At 70.0% G+C, this 25,326-nt stretch carries 24 protein-coding genes; 15 read left to right on the forward strand and 9 right to left on the reverse strand.

The genetic code is table 11. From position 1 onward, the window contains the following. Window positions 1-38: 38 nt before the first annotated feature. The 3 genes from C7474_RS05950 to C7474_RS05960 all read left to right on the forward strand — a co-directional run bounded on the left by C7474_RS05950 (window position 39) and on the right by C7474_RS05960 (window position 4,748). The gene (locus C7474_RS05950) at window positions 39-1,868 is read left to right on the forward strand and encodes an ABC transporter family substrate-binding protein (protein ID WP_121058069.1); all 1,830 of its coding nucleotides are present in this window, start codon (window positions 39-41) and stop codon (window positions 1,866-1,868) included. Between the two features lie 179 nt (window positions 1,869-2,047). Continuing rightward, window positions 2,048-3,565: an ABC transporter permease gene (locus C7474_RS05955; RefSeq protein ID WP_121058070.1), complete on the forward strand. Its 1,518-nt coding sequence runs from the start codon at window positions 2,048-2,050 to the stop codon at window positions 3,563-3,565. Window position 3,566: 1 nt separating this feature from the next. Continuing rightward, window positions 3,567-4,748, forward strand: a complete 1,182-nt coding sequence (locus tag C7474_RS05960; RefSeq protein ID WP_121058071.1) for an ABC transporter permease — start codon at window positions 3,567-3,569, stop codon at window positions 4,746-4,748. A 20-nt stretch (window positions 4,749-4,768) separates the two neighbouring features. Here the strand turns inward: C7474_RS05960 and C7474_RS05965 are convergent, their stop codons facing one another. Then, window positions 4,769-5,392, reverse strand: a complete 624-nt coding sequence (locus C7474_RS05965; protein ID WP_121058072.1) for a PH domain-containing protein — start codon at window positions 5,390-5,392, stop codon at window positions 4,769-4,771. A 32-nt stretch (window positions 5,393-5,424) separates the two neighbouring features. Between C7474_RS05965 and C7474_RS05970 the strand changes: the two genes are divergently transcribed. Together C7474_RS05970 and typA are read left to right on the forward strand one after the other, a co-directional pair. After that, window positions 5,425-7,206: a dipeptide ABC transporter ATP-binding protein gene (locus C7474_RS05970; protein ID WP_121058073.1), complete on the forward strand. Its 1,782-nt coding sequence runs from the start codon at window positions 5,425-5,427 to the stop codon at window positions 7,204-7,206. Between the two features lie 86 nt (window positions 7,207-7,292). After that, window positions 7,293-9,206, forward strand: a complete 1,914-nt coding sequence (typA, locus tag C7474_RS05975; protein ID WP_121058074.1) for a translational GTPase TypA — start codon at window positions 7,293-7,295, stop codon at window positions 9,204-9,206. A gap of 53 nt (window positions 9,207-9,259) precedes the next feature. Here typA and C7474_RS05980 read toward each other — a convergent pair whose 3' ends face one another. Both C7474_RS05980 and C7474_RS05985 read right to left on the reverse strand, forming a co-directional pair. After that, the gene (locus C7474_RS05980; protein ID WP_121058075.1) at window positions 9,260-9,601 is read right to left on the reverse strand and encodes a DUF2200 domain-containing protein; all 342 of its coding nucleotides are present in this window, start codon (window positions 9,599-9,601) and stop codon (window positions 9,260-9,262) included. 9 nt (window positions 9,602-9,610) lie between these two features. After that, window positions 9,611-11,671 carry a pectate lyase family protein gene (locus C7474_RS05985; RefSeq protein WP_199692383.1) on the reverse strand — a complete coding sequence of 687 codons (2,061 nt, stop codon included), beginning with the start codon at window positions 11,669-11,671 and terminating at the stop codon, window positions 9,611-9,613. A gap of 155 nt (window positions 11,672-11,826) precedes the next feature. Here C7474_RS05985 and C7474_RS05990 point away from each other — a divergent pair, with 155 nt between their 5' ends. The 6 genes from C7474_RS05990 to C7474_RS06015 all read left to right on the forward strand — a co-directional run bounded on the left by C7474_RS05990 (window position 11,827) and on the right by C7474_RS06015 (window position 16,246). Then, the gene (locus tag C7474_RS05990) at window positions 11,827-12,567 is read left to right on the forward strand and encodes an AzlC family ABC transporter permease (protein ID WP_121058076.1); all 741 of its coding nucleotides are present in this window, start codon (window positions 11,827-11,829) and stop codon (window positions 12,565-12,567) included. Beyond that, on the forward strand, window positions 12,564-12,878 hold the full coding sequence (locus tag C7474_RS05995; RefSeq protein ID WP_121058077.1) for an AzlD domain-containing protein: 315 nt from the start codon (window positions 12,564-12,566) through the stop codon (window positions 12,876-12,878). The genes C7474_RS05990 and C7474_RS05995 overlap by 4 nt, the downstream gene beginning before the upstream one ends. A gap of 115 nt (window positions 12,879-12,993) precedes the next feature. Beyond that, a complete protein-coding gene (locus C7474_RS06000) occupies window positions 12,994-13,392 on the forward strand; it encodes a histidinol dehydrogenase (RefSeq protein ID WP_121058078.1) in 399 nt (132 codons plus the stop codon). 10 nt (window positions 13,393-13,402) lie between these two features. Then, on the forward strand, window positions 13,403-13,723 hold the full coding sequence (fdxA, locus tag C7474_RS06005) for a ferredoxin (protein ID WP_121058079.1): 321 nt from the start codon (window positions 13,403-13,405) through the stop codon (window positions 13,721-13,723). Beyond that, entirely contained in the window at window positions 13,723-14,820 is a 1,098-nt protein-coding gene (dapC, locus tag C7474_RS06010) for a succinyldiaminopimelate transaminase (protein WP_121058080.1), read from the forward strand. Before fdxA ends, dapC begins: the two co-directional genes overlap by 1 nt. A gap of 133 nt (window positions 14,821-14,953) precedes the next feature. After that, window positions 14,954-16,246: a citrate synthase gene (locus tag C7474_RS06015; RefSeq protein WP_121058081.1), complete on the forward strand. Its 1,293-nt coding sequence runs from the start codon at window positions 14,954-14,956 to the stop codon at window positions 16,244-16,246. Between the two features lie 39 nt (window positions 16,247-16,285). On the opposite strand, the gene ppk2 is transcribed toward C7474_RS06015, so the two are convergent. Further along, window positions 16,286-17,092, reverse strand: coding sequence for a polyphosphate kinase 2 (gene ppk2 / locus C7474_RS06020; protein ID WP_199692384.1), 807 nt, complete (start codon window positions 17,090-17,092; stop codon window positions 16,286-16,288). Between the two features lie 35 nt (window positions 17,093-17,127). Then, window positions 17,128-18,072, reverse strand: a complete 945-nt coding sequence (gene dapD, locus C7474_RS06025) for a 2,3,4,5-tetrahydropyridine-2,6-dicarboxylate N-succinyltransferase (RefSeq protein ID WP_121058082.1) — start codon at window positions 18,070-18,072, stop codon at window positions 17,128-17,130. Window positions 18,073-18,116: 44 nt separating this feature from the next. On the opposite strand from dapD, the gene dapE reads away from it, so the two are divergent. The 3 genes from dapE (at window position 18,117) to C7474_RS06040 (ending at window position 20,683) form a co-directional block, all read left to right on the forward strand. Beyond that, window positions 18,117-19,193, forward strand: coding sequence for a succinyl-diaminopimelate desuccinylase (dapE, locus tag C7474_RS06030; RefSeq protein WP_121058083.1), 1,077 nt, complete (start codon window positions 18,117-18,119; stop codon window positions 19,191-19,193). Next, complete coding sequence (locus C7474_RS06035; RefSeq protein ID WP_338418393.1) at window positions 19,175-20,413, forward strand: hypothetical protein; 1,239 nt, start codon at window positions 19,175-19,177, stop codon at window positions 20,411-20,413. The genes dapE and C7474_RS06035 overlap by 19 nt, the downstream gene beginning before the upstream one ends. Before the next feature lie 96 nt (window positions 20,414-20,509). Continuing rightward, the gene (locus C7474_RS06040) at window positions 20,510-20,683 is read left to right on the forward strand and encodes a DUF3117 domain-containing protein (protein WP_121058084.1); all 174 of its coding nucleotides are present in this window, start codon (window positions 20,510-20,512) and stop codon (window positions 20,681-20,683) included. Window positions 20,684-20,767: 84 nt separating this feature from the next. Here the strand turns inward: C7474_RS06040 and C7474_RS06045 are convergent, their stop codons facing one another. Continuing rightward, window positions 20,768-21,409, reverse strand: a complete 642-nt coding sequence (locus tag C7474_RS06045) for an O-methyltransferase (protein WP_121058085.1) — start codon at window positions 21,407-21,409, stop codon at window positions 20,768-20,770. A gap of 74 nt (window positions 21,410-21,483) precedes the next feature. On the opposite strand from C7474_RS06045, the gene C7474_RS06050 reads away from it, so the two are divergent. After that, window positions 21,484-21,858 (forward strand): twin-arginine translocase TatA/TatE family subunit, encoded by a 375-nt coding sequence (locus tag C7474_RS06050; RefSeq protein ID WP_121058086.1) that lies wholly within the window; start codon window positions 21,484-21,486, stop codon window positions 21,856-21,858. 434 nt (window positions 21,859-22,292) lie between these two features. On the opposite strand, the gene C7474_RS06055 is transcribed toward C7474_RS06050, so the two are convergent. Genes C7474_RS06055 through C7474_RS06065 form a run of 3 tightly spaced genes read right to left on the reverse strand, consistent with a single transcriptional unit; the run spans window position 22,293 to window position 25,269 of the window. Next, window positions 22,293-23,468 (reverse strand): P-loop NTPase, encoded by a 1,176-nt coding sequence (locus C7474_RS06055; protein WP_241965143.1) that lies wholly within the window; start codon window positions 23,466-23,468, stop codon window positions 22,293-22,295. Further along, a complete protein-coding gene (locus C7474_RS06060; protein WP_121059286.1) occupies window positions 23,465-23,998 on the reverse strand; it encodes a DUF1003 domain-containing protein in 534 nt (177 codons plus the stop codon). Before C7474_RS06060 ends, C7474_RS06055 begins: the two co-directional genes overlap by 4 nt. Continuing rightward, the gene (locus tag C7474_RS06065; RefSeq protein WP_121058087.1) at window positions 23,998-25,269 is read right to left on the reverse strand and encodes a magnesium transporter MgtE N-terminal domain-containing protein; all 1,272 of its coding nucleotides are present in this window, start codon (window positions 25,267-25,269) and stop codon (window positions 23,998-24,000) included. The genes C7474_RS06060 and C7474_RS06065 overlap by 1 nt, the downstream gene beginning before the upstream one ends. Window positions 25,270-25,326 lie beyond the last annotated feature (57 nt).

The following is a 25,326-nucleotide window of genomic DNA, read 5'->3' on the forward strand; positions in this document are numbered from 1 at the left end:
ACGCGTGCGCACAACCTTGCACAGGAGGAACAGTGAGAATGAAGCGCATCTCGGCTGCGGTGGCCATCGCCGCAGTCGGCGCACTGGCCATCTCGGGCTGCGCCGCCGGTGGCGACTCCGACGGAGACTCCGGTCTCGTCGAGGGCTCGTCGATCACGGCGGCGTGGAACCAGGCGTTCTATTCGATGAACGGCAACACGTCGTTCGGTAACGCCACCGCCAACAACAACATCAACTACTTGGTGCTGGACGGCTTCAACTACTACGACAACACCCCGGCCCTGGTGAAGAACACCTCGTTCGGTTCGTACGAGGTCCTCTCCGAAGACCCGCTCGAGGTCAAGTACACGATCGCCGACGGCGTGAAGTGGTCTGACGGCACCGACATCGACGCCGCCGACCTCCTGCTGAACTGGGCCGCGCTGTCGCGTGCCCTGGACACGCCGGACTTCGACCCGGCCGACTTCACCGACCCTGAGACCGGTGAGTTCACCGACGCCTTCCCGACGGATGTCGTCTACTTCGACTCCGGCGCCACCCCGACGTCGGGTGTCGGCCTCGTCTCGCAGACCCCCGAGGTCGGCGACGACGGCAAGTCGATCACGCTCAAGTACGACGCCCCGTTCGTCGACTGGGAGCTCTCCTTCGCGTCGCCGCTGCCCGCGCACATCATCGCGGAGAAGGCGCTCGGCATCGACGACCCCGCCGAGGCGAAGCAGGCCGTCCTCGACGCGATCGACAACGAGGACGCCGCGGCGCTCGCGAAGCTGTCGTCGTTCTGGAACTCCGGCTTCAACTTCACCGAGATGCCGTCGGACACCGACCTCGTCACCGCGAGCGGTCCGTACATGATCACGGACTACGTCGCCGACCAGTTCGTGACGCTGAAGGCCAACCCCGAGTACAAGGGCGACAACGCGCCCAACATCGAGGAGATCACCATCCGCTTCATCCCCGACCCGCTCGCTGCGGTTCAGGCGCTGGAGAACGGTGAGGTCGACATCATCCAGCCGCAGGCCACCGCTGACATCGTCACGGCCCTCGACGGGATCGACAACATCACGGTCAACCAGGGTGTCGGCGGCACGTACGAGCACATCGACCTGCAGTTCGACCAGGGCAAGAACCCGGAGAACATCTTCTCGAACCCGCAGGTGCGCGAGGCGTTCCTCAAGACGGTCCCCCGTCAGGAGATCCTCGACAAGCTGATCAAGCCGATCGCGGGCGAGGACGCGCTGCTGCGCAGCTCGCAGATCTTCGTCCCGGGCGCCGAGGGCTACGACGACTCCGTCGCCGCCAACGGCTCCGAGGCCTTCGCCGAGGTCGACATCGAGGGCGCCAAGGCTCTGCTCGACGCGTCGGGTGTCACCAACCGTGACGTCTGCATCCTGTACGCATCGAACAACCCGCGTCGCGTCAACGAGTTCGCGCTCATCCAGCAGTCGGCCAACCTCGCCGGCTTCAACGTCACCGACTGCGGCTCGACCGAGTGGGGCGGCCTCCTCGGCACGCCCGGCGCGTACGACGCCTCGCTGTTCGGCTGGCAGTCCACGAGCCTCGGTGTGACCAACTCCCTGCCGACCTTCGAGACCGGTGGCATCAACAACCTCAACTTCTACAGCTCCGAGGCTGTGGATGCTGCGGTCAAGTCGCTGCAGACGGAGTTCGACGCGGAGAAGCAGATCACCCTCCAGCAGGACCTCGACAAGGCTCTGTGGGCTGACTTCTACGGTGTCACCATCTTCCAGTTCCCCGAGGTCACCGCGTTCAGCGACCGCGTGACCAACATCGACCCGTCGATCCTCGCTCCGACGATCTTCTGGAACGCCTGGGACTGGGAGGTCACTGACGGCGGTACCGCCGAGTAAGCGCGAGAACGGTCTGATGCCGGGTCACCCGGCATCGAACCAGGGGAGGGTGCAGGTCCCTTCGGGGGCCTGCACCCTCCTGCGTTAGACTTTCTCGTCGCGGCGCGATCCGGAGGCCGGCACTCACCCAGCCGGCCTCGTTTCCTGCGCCGACTCATCGATTGGCAGGGCGCCACACCATGGCTTCATTCATCATCCGGCGATTGATCGCGTCGATCTTCGTGCTCTTCGCCGCGACCTTCCTGATGTATCTGCTCGTGTCCGTCTCGGGAGACCCCCTGGAGGACCTGCGGCAGAGCAACGCACCGAACAAGGCCGAGCTCATGGAGGCTCGGACCAAACTCCTCAACCTCGACGTCGCACCTCCGCTGCGCTACTTCCTCTGGCTCGGCGGGATCTTCCGCGGCGACTTCGGCATCAGCATCCAGAACCAGTCCGTCAATGCACTGCTGGGGAACGCGATCACGTCGACGCTGACGCTGGTCACCACCGCCACCGTCGTGGCGATCGTCCTCGGCATCACGGTCGGCATCGTGTCGGCTCTGCGCCAGTACACCGGCTTCGACTACGGCGTGACGCTGATGTCGTTCCTGTTCTTCTCGCTGCCGATCTTCTGGGTCGCGGTGCTGCTCAAGCAGTACGGCGCGATCCAGATGAACAACTGGCTCTCCGACCCCGTCATCTCGGTACCGGTCATCATCGGCGTCGCGCTCGTGATGGGCCTGATCTGGATGTCGCTGCTCGGTGGCAAGGCCAAACGCCGACTCATCGTGTTCGGCGTGTCGGCCGTCGCGACCGGTGTCGTGCTGGCCGCCCTGTCGGTGACCAAGTGGTTCGCCGACCCGCAGATCGGGATCGTCGTCTACGCGTTCCTCGCGGTCGGCATCGCCTTCGGCGTCACCGCGATCTCGGTGGGCCTGCGCAACCGCAAGGCGCTGTACGCGTCGCTCATCGTCGCGGCCATCGGCATCGCGCTGTACTTCCCGATGATGAACTCGCTGCTCAACGGCATGACGATGCTCTCGTTCCTGCTGTACGCGGCCGCCACGCTCGTCGTCAGCGGCGTCATCGGCTGGTTCATGGGCAAGCCCGACCGCGGCCCGGTCGTGCGCACCACGATGATCACCGGCTTCCTCGTCGCCGCCTTCATCGCCCTCGACAAGTACATGTCCTACTGGGCGGCGTACTCCGCGTCTTCGCGCGTGCGCGGCCGTCCGATCGCGACGGTGGGCGCCTCGACGCCCGGACTCGGCGGCAACTTCTGGGTGCAGGGCATCGACCTGTTCACCCACCTGCTGCTGCCCACGATCGCGATCATCCTCATCTCCTTCGCCAGCTACACCCGCTACTCGCGGGCGAGCCTGCTGGAGGTCATGAACCAGGACTACATCCGCACGGCGCGCGCGAAGGGTCTCACCCAGCGCACCGTCGTCGTCCGCCACGCGTTCCGCAACGCCCTCATCCCCATCACGACGATCATCGCGTTCGACATCGGCGCGCTCATCGGCGGGGCGGTGATCACCGAGAAGGTGTTCGGCTGGACCGGTATGGGAAGCCTCTTCGTCAATGCGCTCGCGTTGCACGACCCGAACCCGGTCATGGCGTTCTTCGTCGTCACGGGAACGCTGGCCGTCATCTTCAACCTGATCGCGGACCTCGTCTACGCGGCCCTCGACCCGAGAATCAAGGTGGGCTGACATGAGCATCTCATCCAACGAGCCCACGACGACCGAGACCGAGGCGAAGGCCGAGATCTCGATCGAGCAGAAGGAGACCGAGGGTCTCAGCCAGGGGCAGATCGTCCGGCGCCGGTTCTTCCGGCACCGCGCCGCGCTGATCTCGATGTTCGTGCTCGCGTTCATCGTCATCCTCGCCTTCACTTCGGTGGGCGTGGACCTGTGGGGCATCCGCATCCCCGGCTGGTGGAAGTACGACTGGAACCAGATCCCGGCCAAGCTCAACAACGGCGAGCCGACGCTGAGCCTGTTCCCGCCGGCCTTCGGCGAGCACCCGTTCGGTCAGGACGAGGTCGGTCGCGACATCTTCGCCGTCGTCATGCGCGGTGCGCAGCAGTCGATCATGGTCATGGTCATCGCCGGTGTCGTGGCGACGATCATCGGCGTCGTGATCGGTGCGATCGCCGGCTTCTACGGCAAGGCGACGGATGCCGTGCTGATGCGTTTCACCGACATCATCATCACGATCCCGCTCATCGTCATCGGGTCGGTGCTGGGCACCGCGTTCGGCAGTCTCGGCGCCGCGGTGCTGGGTGTGGTCATCGGCCTGTTCGCCTGGACGACCCTCGCGCGTCTCGTGCGCGGTGAGTTCCTGTCGCTGCGCGAGCGGGAGTTCGTCGACGCGGCCCGGGTCTCCGGTGCGCGCGACCGGCGGATCATCTTCCGCCACATCCTGCCCAACGCGGTCGGCGTGATCGTCGTCAACGCGACGCTTCTGATGGCCGGCGCCATCCTGCTCGAGTCGGCGCTGAGCTTCCTCGGCTTCGGCGTGCAGAGCCCGGACACCTCGCTCGGCAAGATCATCTCCGAGAACCAGGCGGCCTTCGCGACGCGTCCGTGGCTGTTCTGGTGGCCGGGTGTGTTCATCATCGCGATCGCCCTGTGCGTCAACTTCATCGGCGACGGTCTGCGCGACGCGTTCGACCCGCGCCAGAAGAAGATGCCGAGCGAGCGCGCCATGGCGCGCGCCGCGCGTGCCGCCGGGCCGGCCGCCCCGGTCGTCGACACCACGCCGTCCACCGGCGCCCCGTCGGTGACGGTCGCGGGCGAGGCGATCTACACGGGCGACGTCGTGAACTATCACGATCCGCGCCCGGAGGAGCCGGGCGACACCCAGCACAAGCCGCTCGACCCGGAGCGGTGAGGACCGACTCCGTGACGCTGCTAGACCAGCAGGCCGATCGCCGTCGCCGCGCCCAGCGCAGCGGCGACGGCGATCGTGCCGCGGTGCCACACGACGGTCGACGCCTCCGGGTCGACGCCACTCGTGAAGGCACCGGTGTCGCGAAGACGCTCCCAGCGCCCGCGCACCAGCTGCGCGAGGTTGCCGATGGGCGTCGACGTGGCATCCGACAGGCGCAGTTCGCCGTGCACGCCGCGGGCGGATTCGCCGATGCCGTCGAAGTCCTTGGGCGACAGACCCAGGGTGCGGTGGCGACCGGATGCCGGCGCCGCCCACACGCGGATCGTGCGGTCACGGTCGCCACCGGCGACGGTGTGCAGGGTCAGGGCGAAGCGGGTGTCGATCGCGGTGATGTTCGGCCACGGCACGAAGTGGGTGCGGAGCGGATTCACGACGGTGATCCCGTGCTCGGCCACCACGAGGCCGGGACGCCAGTACATGGCCCACGCGAGCACACCCACCAGCAGCAGCGGCCAGGCGTAGCGCAGCGCCGCAGCGGGATCGGTCACGACGGTGGCCACCGCGCCGAAGGCGCACACGACCATGGTCACGACGGAGAGGATGCGGCCGAAGAGCGGCCGATAGTCGACCTCCTGAAAAGACATGATTTCAAGCTTTGCAGATAGGGAAACCAGTGATGACTGACACGACGGGCACCGACGCCACCATCCCGGCGTCGCACGACCCCCAGCAGCCGATCCTCGAGGTCACGAACCTCGGCGTGGAGTTCTGGGTCGACGGCGAGTTCTACCCGGCCGCGATCGACATGAACTACGAAGTGCGCCGCGGCGAGGTGCTCGCCATCGTCGGCGAGTCGGGTTCGGGCAAGTCCACGAGCTCGATGTCGCTGCTCGGCCTCCTGCCGGAGAACGCGCGCGTCACCGGCTCGATCAAGCTGCTCGGTCGCGAGCTGCGCGGCGCCGACGACGCGACCCTGCGGTCGCTGCGCGGCAACGACATCGCCGTGATCTTCCAGGAGCCGATGACGGCGCTGAACCCCGTGTACACGATCGGGTTCCAGATCATGGAGGCACTGCGCTCGCACGACCGGGGCCTCGCGCCGTCGGAGGCCAAGGAGCGCGCCGTCGAGCTGCTGCGCATGGTCGAGATGCCCAACCCGGAGCAGTCGTTCCACAAGTACCCGCACCAGCTGTCGGGCGGTCAGCGCCAGCGCGCCATGATCGCGCAGTCGATCTCGTGCGACCCGCTGCTGCTCATCGCCGACGAGCCGACGACGGCGCTCGACGTGACGGTGCAGGCCGAGGTGCTCGATCTCCTCCGCAACCTGCACAAGCGCCTCGACTCGGCCATCATCCTCATCACCCACGACATGGGCGTCGTCGCCGACCTCGCCGACCGCATCATGGTGATGAAGAACGGCGTCGTCGTGGAGTCGGGCTCGGTCGAGCAGATCTTCGCCGCGCCGAAGCACCCGTACACACAGCAGCTGCTCGCCGCGGTGCCGCACCTCGGCATCGGCGTGACCGAGGAGCCGACGGCCTTCGAAGAGCACGAGGCGTCTTCGCTCGCCGCCGTCCGCGAGCGCGCGAGCGTGGTCGAGGACGTCTCGGAGACCCGCACCCCGGTGCTGAGCTTCCAGGACGTCGCGATCGAGTACCCCAAGCGCGGGCGCATCCCCGCCTTCCGTGCCGCCGAGCACATCGATCTCGACATCTACCCGGGCGAGATCGTGGGCCTCGTGGGCGAGTCCGGTTCGGGCAAGACGACCCTCGGACGCGCCGCCATCGGCCTGCTCCCGATCGCCGAGGGAAAGCTCACCGCGGTCGGCACCGACATCTCGAACGCGAGCCGCAAGGACCTGTTCGCGATCCGCCGCAAGACCGGCATCGTCTTCCAGGACCCGGCGTCGTCGCTGAACCCCCGCATGCCGATCGGCCAGTCCATCGGCGAGCCGATCCTGCTGGCGGGCGTCGCCTCCGGCAAGGACCTCGACACGCGCGTCGAGGAGCTGTTGACCCAGGTGGAACTGCCGGCCTCGTACCGCAACCGCTTCCCGCACGAGCTGTCGGGCGGTCAGAAGCAGCGCGTCGGCATCGCCCGCGCGCTCGCCCTCGCGCCCGAGCTGCTCGTCGCGGACGAGCCGACCTCGGCGCTGGACGTGTCGGTGCAGGCACGCTTCCTCGACCTGCTGCAGGAGCTGCAGCAGCAGCTGCAGTTCGCCTGCCTGTTCATCAGCCACGACCTCGCCGTCGTCGACATCCTCGCCCACCGCATCGCCGTGATGCACCACGGCAAGCTCGTGGAGGTCGGCACGCGCGACCAGATCCTGCGCGGCGCGCAGGACCCGTACACGCAGCGCCTCATCGCCGCCGTGCCGGTGCCCGACCCGGCCGCGCAGCGCGCGCGTCGCGAGGCCCGCGCCGCCTTGCTCTCGCAGGGCGACCAGGCCGCGAGCTGAGTCGCGGCTGCCGTACAGCAGCGCCTTGTAGAATGGGGTGCCCCCGAATCCGGGTGGCGCCCCATTCTGCATTCTGAGGACCCTTCATGGCGCACGCCCTCCGTCCGGATCTCCGCAACGTCGCGATCGTCGCGCACGTCGACCACGGCAAGACCACGCTCGTGGACGCGATGCTCCGCCAGACCGGCTCCTTCGGCGAGCACGCGCACGTCGAAGAGCGCGCGATGGACTCGAACGACCTCGAGCGTGAGAAGGGCATCACGATCCTCGCCAAGAACACGGCGATCACCTACAACGGTGCGCACACCGACGTGCCGGTGACGATCAACGTCATCGACACTCCGGGTCACGCCGACTTCGGCGGCGAGGTCGAGCGCGGCCTGTCGATGGTGGACGGCGTCGTGCTGCTCGTCGACGCGTCGGAGGGCCCACTGCCCCAGACGCGGTTCGTGCTGCGCAAGGCCCTCGAGGCCAAGCTCCCCGTCATCCTGCTCGTCAACAAGACCGACCGTCCGGATGCCCGCATCGCCGAGGTCGAGGAGGAGGCCCACGACCTGCTGCTGGGCCTGGCCGGCGACCTCGTCGACGACGTGCCCGACCTCGACGTCGACGCACTGCTGGACGTGCCGGTCGTCTACGCGTCCGGTCGGGCCGGTGCCGCGTCGCGCACGCGCCCGGCCAACGGGGAACTGCCCGACAACGACGACCTCGAGCCGCTGTTCGAGGCGATCCTCGAGCACGTGCCCGCGCCGGTGTACGACGACGAGGCGCCGCTGCAGGCCTGGGTCACCAACCTCGACTCGAGCCCCTTCCTCGGTCGTCTCGCGCTGCTGCGCGTGTTCAACGGCACCCTGAAGAAGGGCCAGACGGTCGCCTGGGTGCGTCACGACGGCTCGCACACGAACGCCCGCATCACCGAACTGCTCAAGACGAAGGCGCTCGAGCGCTTCCCGGCCGAGTCGGCGGGCCCGGGCGACATCGTCGCCATCGCCGGCATCGAGGAGATCACGATCGGCGAGACGATCGCCGACCCCGAAGACGTGCGTCCGCTGCCCGCGATCACGGTCGACGACCCCGCCATCTCGATGACGATCGGCACGAACACCTCGCCGCTCATGGGCAAGGTGAAGGGACACAAGCTCACCGCGCGCATGGTCAAGGACCGCCTCGACCGCGAACTCATCGGCAACGTCTCGCTCAAGGTCGTCGACATCGGCCGTCCGGATGCCTGGGAGGTGCAGGGCCGCGGTGAGCTGGCCCTCGCCATCCTCGTCGAGAACATGCGCCGCGAAGGCTTCGAGCTGACCGTCGGCAAGCCGCAGGTCGTCACGCGCAAGGGCGAGGACGGCAAGGTCACCGAGCCCTACGAGCACCTCACGATCGACGCACCGGAGGAGCACCTCGGCGCGATCACGCAGCTCATGGCCGCGCGCAAGGGCCGCATGGACACGATGACCAACCACGGCACCGGCTGGGTGCGCATGGAGTTCGTCGTGCCGTCGCGGGGCCTCATCGGCTTCCGCAGCGAGTTCCTCACCATCACCCGCGGTACCGGCATCGCCAACGCGATCTCGCACGGCTACGACGAGTGGGCCGGCGCGATCTCGACCCGCCAGAACGGCTCGATCGTCGCCGACCGCCAGGGCGTCGTGACGCCGTTCGCGATGATCGCGCTGCAGGAACGCATGAGCTTCTTCGTGCAGCCCACCGAAGAGGTCTACGAGGGCATGGTCATCGGCGAGAACTCGCGCGCCGACGACATGGACGTCAACATCACGAAGGAGAAGAAGCTCACGAACATGCGTTCGTCGACCTCCGACTCCTTCGAGTCGATGACGCCGCCGCGCCTGCTGACCCTCGAAGAGTCGCTCGAGTTCGCCCGCGACGACGAATGCGTCGAGGTCACGCCCGAGAAGGTGCGCATCCGCAAAGTCGTGCTCGACGCGACCGAGCGCGGCCGCGCCGCGAGCCGCGCCAAGCGCCAGGACGCGAACGCCTGATCCCTCTGCAACGATGAAGGGCCCCGACCGCGCGGTCGGGGCCCTTCATCGTGTCAGCGGAGCACCTTCTCCATCGCTTTGCCCTTGTAGAGCTCGTCGACGAGCTTGTCGAGGTAGCGGATCTTCTGCATGAGCGGGTCCTCGATCTGCTCCACCCGCAGGCCGCAGATCACCCCGGTTATCCGGTCGGCGTGCGGATGCAGCTGCGCCTGCGCGAAGAACTCCTCGAAGGTCGTGTCGGCCGCGAGGTGGCGGGCGATCGCGGGCTCGTCGAATCCGGTGAGCCACGTGATGACCTCGTCGAGCTCCGCCTTCGTGCGTCCCTTGCGCGCGAGCTTGTCGATGTACAGCGGGTACACGCGCGCGACCGGCATGGCGAAGATGCGCTGGGTCATGCCGACAGGCTAATCGACGGTCACCTCTCGCGGAGACGTCGCCGTCTCGCCACCCGGACCTCGCAGCACCGCGGTGAACACGTGTGTGCCGGGCGTGAGCGCGCCGACGTGCGTCTGCGCGTGCTGCGCCCCCGGGGTCGCGGCCGTGAGCGCGTGACGGTCGATCTCGACGCCGTCTTTCCACAGCACGTACTCCGTGGCGTTCTGTCCCCACCACAGGTCCATCGTCACCGTGACGTCGTTCGCCCACACTCCGCTCGCGCGGAGCACCGCGACGCCGGGTGCGGCATCCGTCACCGTGACGACGTGGGTGCGCGAGGTCGTGACGCCGTAGGGGTTGAGAGCGACGATCTCGTAGCGGTAGGTGCCGTTCCCACGGGCGCGCACGTCGAACGCGACCTGCTGGGCTGCGGGTGTGGCCGCCGACAGCGCCGCCGCATCGATGAGCACACCGTTCTCGAAGAGCTTCGCGACCGTGGCGTTCTGCCCCCACCACAGGTCGCCGCGCACGGTGAAGTCGCCGTCGCGCAGCCCGGTGTCCCAACCGTTGTCGTCGGACACCGCGAAGGCGCCCGGCGCCGCCGTCGCGACGGGCGTCCCGGAATCGAGCACACCGGCCCCCGCTCCGGCCCGCACGACCCCGGCGACCTCGTCGACGGGGGTGAGCGCATAGGCGTAGGCGTCGGCGGGCCGCCACCGGGTGGTGGCGTTCAGCGGCGTCGCGGCGGTCTGGTTGTACGCGGCGAGCACGTCGACGGGCTCGCCGTCCACGAGCGTGTCGGATGCCGACAGCTCGGTGCCGCCCCATCCGGCGATGATCCGGTCCACCGTCGACGCGTCGGCGAGCTCGATCGCGTTGCCCTCGGCGACGATGCTCGATTCGCGTCCGGCTCCCCAGTAGTACTGGAAGAACGGCACGCCGGGCGTCGACTCCTGCAGCGACAGCGCCGTCTGCTCGTAGAGGTTGTTGTAGACGTGCACGTCACCGTAGCGCACGCGCGGTGCGCGCTGTCCGATGTCAGTCCACCGGTTGTGGTGCTGTGTCACCCGATGCTGGCCGCGGTCCTGCGTGCGCGAGTCAGAGGAGCCGATGAGGTCGGTCTTGTCGTGGTTCTGCAGCCAGTTCCACGACATCGTCACGAGGTCGGCGCCGTGGGTGATGTCGACGAAGCCGTCGTGCACCTCGAAGGGCCGCCCGTACACGCGCTCCAGCGACAGCGGCGGGTGGGCGCCGTCGTCGAACGTGTTGTGGTCGATCCACACGCTCGTCGACGTCCACACCGAGAGGTTGTCGTACGCCGAGTTCCAGTTGCCGCCGGCGTCGTTCGCGTCCCACTGCGGGAAGCAGTCATACGCGTCGGAGAGCGTGAGGTTGCGCACGATCACGTTGTGCGCGTCGCGGATGCGCAGCGAGGCGCCCACGATGCGGGCGTCGTCCCCGACGCCGACGAGCGTGACGTTCGAGCCGATGTGCTGCAGCGTCGCCCGCGCCTGGACGGCGGCGGCCTCGACCCGCGCCGCTTCGAGCGGGCCAGACGGGTCGATCCCCGGCCCGAAGGCGGCGATGTAATCGGCCATCGCGAAGGCGCCGCCGCCGGCCACGGTCACGGTGCCGGCGATGTCGTCGCACGTCATCCGGGTGCCGTCGGCGCGCTCCCACGGGTCGATCGTGCCCGTGACGTACACGATCCGGGGCGTCTGGTTGTAGCGGGCGTCGTTCTGGGAGCCGCCGGGACGGCCGGCGAGGGCGTCGCGCAGCTGCGGCCAGTCGGAGACGACATAGACCTCGGCGGGGGCCGCATCCGCGCCGCCGGTGACGGGCTCTGCGGTGCGCGGCACGCCCTCGGGCCGGGTCGTCCCCGACCAGGAGGCCCAGCCGTCGCCGGCGGGGAGCACCTCCCGGCCGAGGTCCACGGGCGCGGCGTGCGGGGATGCGGTGGGCGGGGCCGCGGCGGCGGGGGAGAGGCCCCCGAGGGTGAGGGCGAGGGTGGCGGCCGTTGCGGCGAGGGCGGCCGTGGGCATCGCGCGGCGACGGGAGGCGGTGCGCGGATGCGGGGTGGGCGTGGTCATGGGACTCCTTCGTCCGGACGGGACAGGGGAGCGGTGATGAGAACGCCGCGGCGCGGCGCAACAGAAGAGTGCTAGAAAGCGCTTTCTGCGCGTGGGTCCATTGTGCACCGTCCCGTTCGCGGAACGCAACGGTGCCGCGCCGATATCATCGACCGGTGGATGCCGCGCCGACCCCCGACCCCGACGTCGAGGTGCGTCGCGCGTGGCGGGACGCCCTCGGCGTGGTCCTGGCCACCAGTGCGTATGGAATCTCGTTCGGTGCGCTGTCGGTGGCGAGCGGGCTCGACGTCTGGCAGACCTGCGTGCTGAGCCTGCTGATGTTCACCGGCGGGTCGCAGTTCGCCTTCGTGGGCGTGATCGGCGCGGGCGGCCTGGCCGCCGCGCCCGCGGCCATCGCCTCCAGCGGCCTGCTGGGCGTGCGCAACGTCGCCTACGGCCTGCGGATGGCGCCGGTCGTCGCGACCAGCCGGATGCGGCGCGTGCTCGCCCCGCACTTCACGATCGACGAGTCCACCGCGGTGTCGTTGGCGCTCACCGGCGTGCGCGCCCGCACCGTCGGATTCTGGGCCACCGGCATCGGGATCTGGATCGGCTGGAACCTGACCACCCTCGCCGGAGCGCTGCTGGGCGACGTGCTCGGCGACCCGAAGCAGTACGGGCTCGACGCCGCGGCAGCCGCCGCGTTCCTGGCCCTGCTGTGGCCGCGGCTGCGCCGTCGCCAGCCGATCGCGGTCGGAGTCGCCGCCGCCGTCGTCGCGACCCTGCTGACCCCGGTGCTGATGCCGGGCGTGCCGGTGCTCGTCGCCGCCGTCGTGGCGGTCGTCGTCGGCTGGCTGAACCTCTTCGCCGAGCGCCCCGCGCCGGCGCGACTTCCGGAGAGGCAGCGGGAGTCATGACCCTCTGGAACGCCGTGCTGCTGGCATCCATCGTCTGCGTCGCGCTCAAGACGATCGGCTATCTCATCCCGCCGCGCTGGTTCGACGCGCCGACGCCCTCGCGCATCACCGATCTGCTCACCGTCGCACTGCTGTCGGCGCTCGTCGCCGTGCAGACGCTCGGAGTCGGCCAGGCGATCACCGTCGACGCGCGCGTGCCCGCCGTGGCCGTCGCCGCCGGCCTGCTGCTCCTGCGCGCCCCGTTCCTCGTCGTGGTCATCGCCGCCGCCGCCACGGCCGCGCTCCTGCGCCTCTGGGGCTGGGCGCTCTGACCCTCCGCACGTGCGCGAGAGGTCGCGACACGCCGTGACCGGCCCCGCCGCACCGCGTGTCGCGACGCCTCGCGCATCCGGGGGTGGGAGTGGGGCTCGGGGCTAGGATCGGGGGGTGGGATTCTCGTGGGCGCGGCTGGGCACCTGGGCCGTGGCGTTGCTGATCGGGGCCGTCTACGGCGTGGCCGGCACGATCGGCCAGGCGGCCGCCTGGGGTCCGGTTCCCATCGGCCTCGTGATCGCCCTCATCGGCGTCGCCGCACTGCTCGTCGCGGTGCGCCTGCTCGTCTCCGACCGCTGGGCGGCCGCGGCCACCGGGCTCGGCGCCACCGTCGCCGCACTCGTCTTCTCGGGGCGCGGACCGGGCGGATCGGTCGTCGTGCCGGCGCCCGCCGAGGGGGAGATCTCCACAGGACTGCTGTGGACGATCATCGTGCCGCTGATCGCGGCGATCGTCGTCGGCTGGCCGTCATCGACCGTCGCGAAGCAGGCCGCCCCGGAGGAGTCGAACTAGAATCGAGGGCGTGACGTATGTGATCGCCCTGCCGTGTGTCGATGTCAAGGACCGTGCATGCATCGACGAGTGTCCCGTCGACTGCATCTACGAAGGCGAGCGCTCCCTCTACATCCACCCCGACGAGTGCGTCGACTGCGGCGCCTGCGAGCCGGTCTGCCCCGTCGAGGCGATCTACTACGAAGACGACCTGCCCGGCGAATGGCAGGACTACTACACCGCCAACGTCGAGTTCTTCGAGGACATCGGCTCGCCCGGCGGCGCGGCGAAGGTCGGCGTCATCGCGAAGGACCACCCCGTCATCTCCGCCCTCCCGCCCCAGTCGCACTGATGGGCGTCCGCGATCTCGACGACTACCCGTGGGATGCCGTCGCCCCGTATGCGGCGCGCGCGAAGCAGCATCCGGGCGGCGTCGTCGACCTGTCGATCGGCTCGCCCGTCGACCCGACCCCGGATGTCGTCGCCGCGGCGTTGACGCGCGCCACCGACGCGCACGCCTACCCTCAGACGATCGGCACCCCCGCGCTGCGCGAGGAGATCGTCGCCTGGTACGCCAGGCGGCGGGGCGTGGCCGGTCTCACGGTGGACCAGGTGCTGCCCACGGTCGGCTCGAAAGAGCTCGTCGCACTGCTTCCCCTGTTGCTGGACCTCGGCCCCGGTGACGTCGTCGTGCACCCGCGCGCGGCGTACCCCACCTACGAGGTGGGCGCGAAGCTCGTCGGGGCGACGCCGCTCGCGGCCGACGACCCGGCGCAGTGGCCGGAGGGCACCAAGCTCATCTGGATCAACTCGCCCGGCAACCCCGACGGTCGCGTCCTCGGCGTCGGCGAATTGCGCGCCGCCGCCGCCCGGGCCCGGGAGCTCGGCGCGGTGCTCGCCTCCGACGAGTGCTACGCGGAGCTCGGATGGAACGTGGCGTCCGTCCCCAGCATCCTCGACCCGCATGTGACCGGAGGTGACGTGTCCGGCCTGCTCTCGGTGTACTCCCTGAGCAAGCAGTCCAACCTCGCCGGCTACCGCGCGGCTTTCCTCGCCGGCGACGCCGCGCTCGTCGCGCGGCTGCTGACGGCGCGCAAGCACCTCGGCCTCATGCTCCCCGCCCCGGTGCAGGCCGCGATGACGGCGGCCCTCGCCGACGACGCCCACGTGGCCGCGCAGCGCGCGCGGTACGCCGAGCGCCGTGCCGCGCTGCTGCCGGCCGTGCAGGCGGCGGGATTCCGGATCGACCACTCCGAGGGCGGCCTGTACCTGTGGGCCACCGAGGGGCGCGACGCGTGGGAGTCGATGGGGCGGCTCGCCGACCTCGGCATCCTCGCCGGACCCGGGCACTTCTACGGCGCGCACTTCCCGCAGCACGTGCGCTTCTCCCTGACGGCGACCGACGAGCGCATCGCGGCCGCGGCGGCGCGCCTGACCGCCTCGGCCTGACCCCTCCGTCCGACCCCCGCCGAAAGTCCGTAGACATCCTCCTGTCGATCCCGTGATCCTTTGGCGCCGATCGGCATAGGCCGGGGAGGCCATTAGGCTGTAACGACGCTTGTCCCAATCGCAAGGAGGCTTCGTGAGCGACTCTGGCATTCCCCAGACGGCGACCGTCACGGTCGGTGATCGCACCGCAGAACTCCCGGTCCTGCACGGCACCGACGGCGCATCCGCGATCGACATCGCCACGCTCACCAAGCAGACCGGCCACACGACGATCGACTACGGATTCGTCAACACCGCCGCCACCAAGTCGGCGATCACCTACATCGACGGCGACGAGGGGATCCTTCGCTACCGCGGCTACCCGATCGAGCAGCTCGCCAAGGCGAGCAGCTACCTCGAAGTCGCCTGGCTGCTGATCTACGGCGAGCTGCCGACGGCCGACGAGCTGGACGCGTGGGATCACCGCATCCGCCGTCACACGCTGCTGCACGAAGACCTCAAGCGCTTCTTCTCGGCGCTGCCGCCGACAGCCCACCCGATGTCGGTGCTGTCGTCGGCCACCGCCGCGCTCTCGACGTACTACGAGCACGAGTCCGACCCCGACAACCCCGACCACGTCGAGCTCACGACGGTGCGACTGCTCGCGAAGCTTCCCGTCATCGCGGCGTACGCGCACAAGAAGAGCATCGGGCAGGCCTTCCTCTACCCCGACAACAGCCTCAGCTTCGTCGACAACTTCCTGCGCCTGAACTTCGGCGTCATGAGCGAGCAGTACGAGATCAACCCGGTCGTCTCGCAGGCGCTCGAGCGCCTGCTCATCCTGCACGAGGACCATGAGCAGAACGCGTCGACCTCGACGGTGCGGCTGGTCGGCTCCACCGGAGCGAACCAGTTCTCGTCGGTGTCGGCCGGCATCAACGCCCTCTACGGCCCGCTGCACGGCGGCGCGAACGAGGCCGTGCTCGACATGCTCGCGCGCATCCGCGACAGCGGTGAGAGCGTGCAGCGCTTCGTCGAGCGGGTCAAGAACAAGGAAGACGGCGTGAAGCTCATGGGCTTCGGGCACCGGGTCTACAAGAACTACGACCCGCGCGCCAAGCTCGTCAAGGAGTCGGCGGATGCCGTGCTCGCCGAACTCGGCGTGCACGACCCGCTGCTCGACCTCGCCAAGGAGCTCGAGGAGATCGCGCTCAACGACGAGTACTTCCAGCAGCGTCGCCTCTATCCCAACGTCGACTTCTACACCGGCGTGATCTACAAGGCGATGGGCTTCCCCACGCGCATGTTCACGGTGCTCTTCGCGATCGGTCGCCTGCCCGGCTGGCTCGCGCACTGGCGCGAGATGCAGTACGACCCACAGAAGAAGATCGGCCGCCCGCAGCAGCTGTACGTCGGCTCACCCGAGCGCGACTACCCTCGGCGCTGACACGCGGGCCGGATGCCGAGCGCGGCATCCGGCCCCTCGTCATTCCGCGGCAGCGACGACCTCGGCCGCGTAGTCGGGGACGCGTCCGCTGAGATTCTGCGGCGGCCGCTCGTAGCCGCCGCCGGCGGGCCGCGGCGGGATCTCCACCTCGGGGCGGTCGACGAGCTCGTACGGCACCTGCGAGAGCAGGTGGTGGATCATGTTGAGCCGCCCGCGACGCTTGTCCTCGTTGTCGACCTCGTGCCAGGGGGCTTCGGGGATGTCGGTGTGCACGAACATCGTGTCTTTGGCGCGGGAGTAGTCCTCCCACTTCGTGATCGACAGCACGTCGTTGGGGGAGAGCTTCCAGCGGCGCATCGGGTCGTCGTTGCGCGAACGGAACCGGGCCTCCTGCTCGACGTCGGACACCTGGAACCAGTACTTGAGCAGGATGATGCCGTCTTCCACCAGCATCCGCTCGAAGATGGGCGCCTGGTGGAGGAACCGGTGGTATTCGGCGTTGGTGCAGTACCCCATGACATGCTCCACACCCGCACGGTTGTACCAGGAGCGGTCCATCAGCACGATCTCGCCCGCCGCCGGCAGATGCGAGATGTAGCGCTGGAAGTACCACTGCGTCTTCTCGCGCTCGGTCGGGGCGGGGAGGGCGACGATGCGGGCGACGCGGGGGTTGAGGTACTCCGTCACGCGTTTGATCGTCGAGCCTTTGCCGGCCGCGTCGCGACCCTCGAAGATCACGACGATGCGCGCACCCGAGGCCTGCACCCACGCCTGCATGTCGACCAGCTGCGCCTGCAGTCGGCGCAGCTCCGTCTCGTACACCTTCTTCGGCACCCGCTTGCTCATGGCATGAGCGTAGTGGTGCCGGTCGGAGGCCGGGGTCAGGCGTGCAGGGCCTCGTTGAGCGTCACGCCGACACCCTGACGCCGGACGGCCTCGATCGCGCCGGTCACGGAGTTGCGGCGGAACAGGATGCCGTTCTGTCCCGACAGCTCGGCGCCCTTCACGATCGGCTTCGAGCCGTCGTGCAGCGGCGGTTCGGCGGGCAGCAGGATCTTCGACCCGGCCGTGACGTACAGGCCCGCCTCGACGATGCAGTCGTCGCCGAGCGAGATGCCGATGCCGGCGTTCGCGCCCAACAGCGTCCGCGCGCCGATCGAGACGCGGTGCGATCCGCCTCCGGAGAGGGTGCCCATGATCGAGGCGCCGCCGCCGATGTCGCTGCCGTCGCCGACGACGACGCCCTGCGAGATGCGGCCCTCGACCATCGAGGTGCCGATGGTGCCGGCGTTGAAGTTGACGAACCCCTCGTGCATGACGGTCGTGCCCGGCGCCAGGTGCGCGCCCAGGCGCACGCGGGACGCGTCGGCGATGCGCACTCCGGCGGGGATGACGTAGTCGGTGAGGCGGGGGAACTTGTCGAGCCCCTGCACCTGGATGCCGGCGCGCTGCAGTCCGGCACGCAGGCGCGGCAGGTCGGCGGGGTGGACGGGCCCGGCGTTGGTCCACGCGACGTTCGGCAGGTGGCCGAAGATCCCGTCGAGGGCGAGCTCGTTGGGCCGCACCAGCAGGTGCGACAGTGCGTGCAGACGCAGGTAGGCGTCGCTGGTCGAGGCGGGCGCGGCATCCAGGTCGATCTCGACGACGACGACCTCGACGGTGACGTCGCGGCGGTCGTCGCGTCCTGCGTGAGCCGCGAGGTCACCCGTGTCGGCATCCTGGGGCGCGCGCCCGACCGCCGGCGACGGATACCAGGTGTCGAGCACCGTTCCGTCGGCGGCCACCGTGGCCAGTCCAGCACCCCACACCCAACGCGCATCGCTCATGCCTCCAGGCTAGTGGCCCGTGCGCCGCCGATAGACTCGGCGGCATGCCCGCGCTCGACCTGCAGCAGTCCTCCGTCGACATCACGCGCGCGATCTGCGACATCCCGAGCGTCTCCGGGGAGGAGACCCCGCTCGCCGACGCGATCTTCGCGGCGCTGGGGGAGTACCCCCATCTCGAGGTCATCCGCGACGGCGACACGATCGTCGCGCGCACGAACCTCGGACGCGCGCAGCGGGTGGCGATCGCCGGGCACATCGACACCGTGCCGATCAATGCGAATCTGCCCACGCGCTTCGTCGATGTCGACGGCGAGCCGCACCTGTGGGGGCGGGGGACGGTCGACATGAAGGCCGGCACCGCCGTGCAGCTCAAGCTCGCCGCCGAGCTCACCGACCCGCGCGTCGACATCACCTGGATGTGGTACGACCATGAGGAGGTCGCGGCCGACCTCAACGGTCTCGCGCGCCTCGCCCGTCACCGCCCCGACCTGTTCGCCGCCGACTTCGCCATCCTCGGCGAGCCGTCCGACGGTCAGGTCGAGGGTGGCTGCAACGGCACGCTGCGCGCGATCGTGCGCACCACCGGCATGCGCGCGCACAGCGCGCGCGCCTGGATGGGCGAGAACGCGATCCACCGGGCGGCCCCCATCCTCGCCCGCCTCGCGGACCACCGCCCCCGGGAGATCGTCGTCGACGGTCTCGCCTATCGCGAGGGCCTGAACGCGGTGCGCATCGAGGGCGGCGTCGCCGGAAACGTCATCCCCGACCGGTGCGAGGTCGAGGTCAACTACCGGTTCGCCCCCAGCCGCACGCCCGAGGAGGCCGTCGCCTACGTGCGCGACGTGCTCGACGGGTTCGAGATCGAGGTCGTCGACCTGTCGGCCGGTGCGCGCCCCGGACTCGACGCGCCGCTGGCGCAGGAGTTCGTCGCCGCCGTGGGCGCCGAGCCGCGACCCAAGTACGGCTGGACCGACGTCGCGCGCTTCTCGGCGCTCGGTGTGCCCGCCGTCAACTACGGTCCCGGCGACCCGAGCCTGGCCCACCACGACGAGGAGCGGGTGCCGCTCGCGCAGATCACCGCCGTCGAGCAGGGCCTGCGCTCGTGGCTGTCCGCCCCGTGACGGGAGACGTCCTCGGCGCGCGTCGCGACTCCGTGTTCACGCGGATGCCGATCGCCGCGCGCATCGCCCTGATCTACGTCGCGGCGCGCATCGTGACGACCGTGTTCCTGGTGATCGCCGCGGAGCTGTCCACACCGGCATCCCGGTTCGGCGGAGATGCGAACATCGGGAACTTCGTCCTCGGCTGGGATGCGCAGTGGTACCAGTTCATCGCGGAGTACGGCTATCCCGCCGAGCTGCCCCGTGACGACGCGGGGGTGGTCACGACCAACCAGTGGGCGTTCATGCCGCTGTTCCCCGTGCTCGCGAAGATCCTCGGCCTTCCGTTCGGAGGCTACGGTGTCGGCGCGCTGCTGCTCGCCCTCGCCGCCGGATACGGCGCCTGTCTCGCGCTGTACCACCTGCTGCGCACGCACCTCGACGAGGCCGCGGCGCTGTGGGCCGTGGTCTTCTTCGCGTCGATGCCGATCGCCGCCCTCTTCCAGGTCGGCTACGCGGAGGGACTCTTCCTCCTCCTGCTGTTCCTGGCGCTGCGGTGCGTCCAACGTCGCCGGTTCGGGTGGCTCTACGGCCTCGTCCCGCTCATGGGCTTCACCCGGCCGGGCGTACTGGCCTTCGCGCTCATGCTCGCGCTCTACGGCATCTGGCGCTGGTTCCGGCGCCGCACCGACCCGCTGCCGGTGCGCCAGATCGTGCACATCGTGCTCGTCGGACTGCTCGCGGCGGCGGTGGGACTGTCGTGGCAGTACATCGCCGGCGCGGCCACCGGCGACCCCTCCGCCTACCTGGAGACCGAGCTCGCGTGGCGGCGGTCGTGGACGGGCGAGAGTGAAGCCGGCTTCGTCCCGTTCCACGGGTTCGTGCAGGCGACGGCCGTCTGGTTCCGGCTCTGGGGGATGCCGGAGGTACTCGGCTATGTCGCGCTCGGCGTCGCCGTGCTCGCCATCGCGGCCGTGCTGCTGTTCGAGCCGCACGTGCGCCGGCTCGGCGTGGAGATCCGGCTCTGGTCGACGAGCTACGTCGTCTACCTGCTGCTCGTCTTCTTCCCGCAGTCCAGCATCTTCCGGCTGCTGGTGCCGCTCGCTCCGCTGTTCGGCGCGTTCGCGTTGCCACGGTCGATCGGGTGGCGGATCGGCGTGCTGGCGGCGTGCCTCGCGGGCCAGTGGTGGTGGATCTACAACATGTATGCCCTTGCGAGCACGTACTACCAGATCCCCTGAGAGCGCGCGATTCCGGGTGATTTGTCCCGCCGTGACGAGCGGTGTCGGTTTCGACCGATAAACTTGTCAGGTAGTCCTCAGACGAAAGGGAGCCCAATGGCAGCCATGAAGCCGCGTACCGGTGACGGACCGATGGAGGCCGTGAAGGAGGGGCGCCTCATCATCGTCCGTGTCCCGCTCGAGGGTGGCGGTCGCCTGGTCGTCTCTGTCAACGACGAAGAGGCCAAAGAACTGCACAGCGTTCTCGGTGGGGTCGTCGGCGCCGCCTGACCTCTTTCTGATCCACGGCGAACGGCCGGTCCTTCGGGACCGGCCGTTCGTGTGCGTGCAGGGCGGAGCGCGTCGCGCGTCGCGTCAGCGGGCGTCGGTGCTCGTCGTGGTGAGCTGCAGCAGCCCCTCGCCGACGATCGACAGCGCGCCGAGGACGGCCGGTGAGCCTTGCGTCTCCTGGATGAGCGAACGGTAGGCGGTCGTCTGCGCATCGCGCTTGACCGGGTCGGCGACCGCGCCGCCGGCGAGCACCCGCGGCACGAGAACGGTGCCGCCCGCCCGCACCAGCCGCAGACCGTGCTCGACGTACTCGATGACGCCTTCCGGATCGGCGTCGACGAGCACGATGTCGTACGACGCCTCGTTCATGCGGGGGAGGACATCCGATGCCCGTCCCGTGATGAAGCGGGCGCGCGCCGCCGGGATGCGGGCGTCGGAGAACGCGGACCGCGCGACGGCGAGGTGCTCGGGCTCCTTGTCGATCGTGGTCAGCGTCGCGCGCGGCGAGCCGTGCAGCAGCCACAGACCCGACACTCCGCCGCCCGTGCCGATCTCGACGATGTTGAGCGCGTTGGTGGCGGCGGACAGCACGGCGCACTGGGCGCCGACGGCGGCGCTGATGGGCGCGGCGCCGATCTCGAGCGCGGCGCTGCGCGCGCGTGCGATCGCCTCCGGCTCCACCGTCGTCTCGTCGGTGAACCTGCGGATCGCGTCGTAATCGCCCATGCCCCTACCTCCAGCCGCCAGCCTACGTGTGCGCCTGCGCGAGGGCGGGGAGGCGCACGGGTAACCTGGACGCTATGTTCTTCGGCCTCGACATGGAGAAGCTGCTCCTCATCGGGGTGTTCGCCGCTCTGCTGCTCGGCCCGGAGAAGCTGCCCAAGTACGCCGAGATGCTCGCGCGCTTCGTGCGCCGCGCCCGCGGGTGGCTCGAGGGCGCCAAGGAGCGCGTCAAAGAGGAGATGGGCGACGATTACGACGACATCGAGTGGCGCAAACTCGATCCGCGTCAGTACGACCCGCGCCGCATCATCCGCGACGCCCTCATCGACGACGCCCCCGTCGCGACGGTGAAGGCCGTGAGCGCCGCCGCCGCCGTGACCGCGGTCGCCGCCCCGACCCCGCGACCGTTCGACCCCGACGCCCCCGTGCCGTTCGACGCCGAAGCCACCTGACCCGCGCCTTCGGTGCCGGTGACGGTGCCGGTGCCGGTCGCGGTGCCGGTCGCGGTCGCCCGTCGCCGCGTGTCACACGAAGTGCCGGTGCGCATGACCTGTGGGCGCCGTTCGAGTGACATGCGGATGCTGCGTGTCACACGGAGTGCCGGTGTTCGGGGGCGGAAGGCTCCATCCGTGTGACATGCGGGCTGGGATGACCCCTGCCGGGCATCCGGGCCGCCGCGGCTCGTGCCTCGGTGCCGACGGTGCGGCATCAGCATCCATGTCACGCGAACGGCTGGTGCATCGCGGCTTCGACGGCCGTTCGTGTGACATGCGGATGCTGCGTGTCACGCGAAGAGCCGGTGCGCGCGGGCGGAAGGCGCCGTTCGTGTGACATGCGGATGCGGTGGCCGCAGGTCACGGGCGCGGCCGCACGACGCCGACCGGGGTCAGCGGACGGCGACGGGGAGGGAACGGCCGGAGAGACCGCGGGGACGGCGCGCGAGGGTGCGGGCGATCTGCACGATCGCGGCGGCGGCGGGGTCGGTGGGGTCGGCGACGACGACCGGTACACCCGTGTCGCCGCCCGCGCGCAGGCCGGGCGACAGCGGCACCGAGCCGAGCAGCGGCACCTCGTCGCCGCCCGCAGACAGTGCCGCGGCGACCGCTGCGCCGCCGCCGCTGCCGAACAGGTCGAGGGTCGTGCCGTCGGGGAGGGCGAGGCCTGCCATGTTCTCGATGACGCCGATCACGCGCTGTCCCGTCTGGCGGGCGACGGTGCCGCTACGCACCGCGACGTCGGCCGCGGCGGCCTGCGGAGTCGTGACGACGAGCACCTCGGCGTGGGGGAGCAGCTGCCCGACCGAGATCGCGACGTCTCCGGTGCCGGGCGGCATGTCGATGAGCAGCACGTCGAGGTCGCCGAAGAAGACGTCGGTCACGAACTGCTGGACGGTGCGGTGCAGCATCGGGCCGCGCCACGCGACCGCGCCGGAGACGCCTTCGCCGCGCGGCAGGAACATGCCGATCGAGATCGCCTTCACGCCGTGCGCCACCGGGGGAACGATCAGGTCGTCGATGCGCGTGGGTTGCGGCGGCAGGCCGTCATCGCCGACGAGGCCGAGCAGACCCGGGATCGAGAACCCGTGCACGTCCGCGTCGATCAACCCGACCGACAGTCCGTCCGCGGCGAGGGCGACCGCGAGCCCGGCCGTCAGTGTGGACTTGCCGACCCCGCCCTTCCCGCTCGTGACGGCGATGACCCGCGTGAGGCTGTCGGGGCCGAACGCGCTCGTGCGGGCGGCGCGGCCGCCCCGGAGCTTGTCGGTGAGCGCGGCGCGCTCCGCCGTGGACATGACGCCCACCTCGACCTCCACCCGCCCGATGCCCGGGACGGATGCCGCCGCGGCGCGCACGTCGCGTTCGATGCGGTCGGCCGCGGGGCAGCCGACGATCGTCAGGGCGATGCCGACCCGCGCGAGGTCGCCGTCGACGGCGACGCCGCGCACCATGTCGAGCTCGGCGAGGGGACGGCGCAGCTCGGGGTCGACGACCGCGCCGACGGCGGCATCCACCCGCCCCGCGAGCCCGCTCGCGGAGGAGTCGAGGGCGCTCGGATCCGTCACGGGGTGACCGGCGACCCGGCGTCGGATGCGGAGCCGCGTTCGTCGAGCTTCTCGAGCACCGCCTTCAGCTCCGCGCGCAGCACGTCACGGGTGACGACCTCTTCGGTGACTTCGTTGAGCGCCATCCGCAGGGCGACGATCTCGCGGGCGAGGTATTCGGTGTCGGCGAGGTTGCGCTCGGCGCGCTGCCGGTCCTGCTCGATCTGCACGCGGTCCCGGTCGTCCTGACGGTTCTGCGCGAGCAGGATGAGGGGCGCGGCATACGAGGCCTGCAGCGAGAGCATGAGGGTGAGCGCCGTGAAGCCGTTCGCGGCGGAGTCGAAGCGCAGCGACTCGGGCATGAGCGTGTTCCACGCGAGCCAGGCCACGCAGAACAGGCTCAACAGCAGCAGGAACATGGGCGTGCCCATCGCCCGCGCGATCCACTCGGTGAAGCGCCCGAACCGGTCGCGCGAGGGCTGCGGGGTGCGCGAGAGCATCCCGCCACGGCCGCGGGGCGCGTCGAGGGTCACCTTCGGGGCACGCGCCATCATCGCGTCACCGTCCCGGCCGCCGGCGTCACCGGGTCACCGTCGTGGGAACGCCAGTCCTCGGGCAGCAGGTGATCGAGCACGTCGTCGATGGAGACCGCGCCGACGAGGCGGTGGGCGGTGTCCACGACCGGCACGGAGACGAGGTTGTAGCTCGCGAGCATGCGGGCGACCTCGGCCGCCGACGCCGATGCGGCGACCGGATCGAGGGTGTCGTCGATGATCGCCCCGAGCCGTTCGGCGGGCGGGTAGCGCAGCATCCGCTGGAAGTGCACGGTCCCGAGGAACCGTCCCGTCGGCGTCTCGTACGGCGGGAGGGTGACGTACACGGCGGCCGCGAGGGCGGGGTGCAGTTCGTGGCGACGGATCACCGCGAGGGCCTCGGCGACGGTCGCGTCGGCCGACAGCACGATCGGCTCGCTCGTCATGAGCCCGCCCGCCGTCTCGGCGCCGTACTTCAGCAGGGCGCGCACGTCTTCGGCCTCTTCGGGCTCCATGAGCTCGAGCAGCTCCTCGCGCTGATCCTCGGGCAGTTGGCCGAGCACGTCGGCCGCGTCGTCGGGCTCCATCTGGTCGAGGATGTCGGCGGCACGCTCGTCGCCGAGGGCTTCGAGGATCGCGACCTGGTCTTCTTCGGGCATCTCCTCGAGGGCGTCGGCGAGACGGTCGTCGGGGAGTTCCTCGGCGACTTCGAGCAGGCGCTCCTCCGGAAGGTCCAGCAGCGTGTTGGCGAGGTCGGCGGGCTTGAGCTCCGAGTAGGTCGCGACGAGCTGCTCGGCCGACTGCGCCTCGCCGGGCTCGGCGCTCTCGCGCACGTCCGACCAGGCCACGAAGGTGGTCGGCCCCTTCGCGAACGGCGACGCGCTCGTCTTGGGCTTGCGCAGGAACAGCTGACCGATGTCCCACTCGCCGAGGCGGTTGCGTTCGATCGCGACGTCCTCGATGACGGCGTCGCCCGACCCGTCGCGGAAGAACACGCGCCGGCCGACGAGTTCGGCCATGACGCGCACCTCGCCGCCGCGCGACTGGAAGCGGCGCACGTTGATGAGGCCGGTGGTGATGACCTGGCCGGGGGCGATCGAGGTCACGCGCCCGATCGAGAGGAACACGTGACGGCGGCCGGGGATCTCCACGACCAACCCGACCACACGGGGCGGGTCGTCTTTTCGGAAGATGACGACGACGTCCCGGACCTTGCCGAGCCGGTCGCCCGCGGGGTCGAAGACCGCGCAGCCGGTCAGGCGTGCGACGAAAACCCTCTGCGTGCTCACCGGTCCAGCCTAGCCCGCGGGGCCGGACCGACCGCGGCTCCCGGCCCGCACGAAGGC

The organism is Microbacterium telephonicum (assembly GCF_003651225.1).
Taxonomy (GTDB): domain Bacteria; phylum Actinomycetota; class Actinomycetes; order Actinomycetales; family Microbacteriaceae; genus Microbacterium; species Microbacterium telephonicum.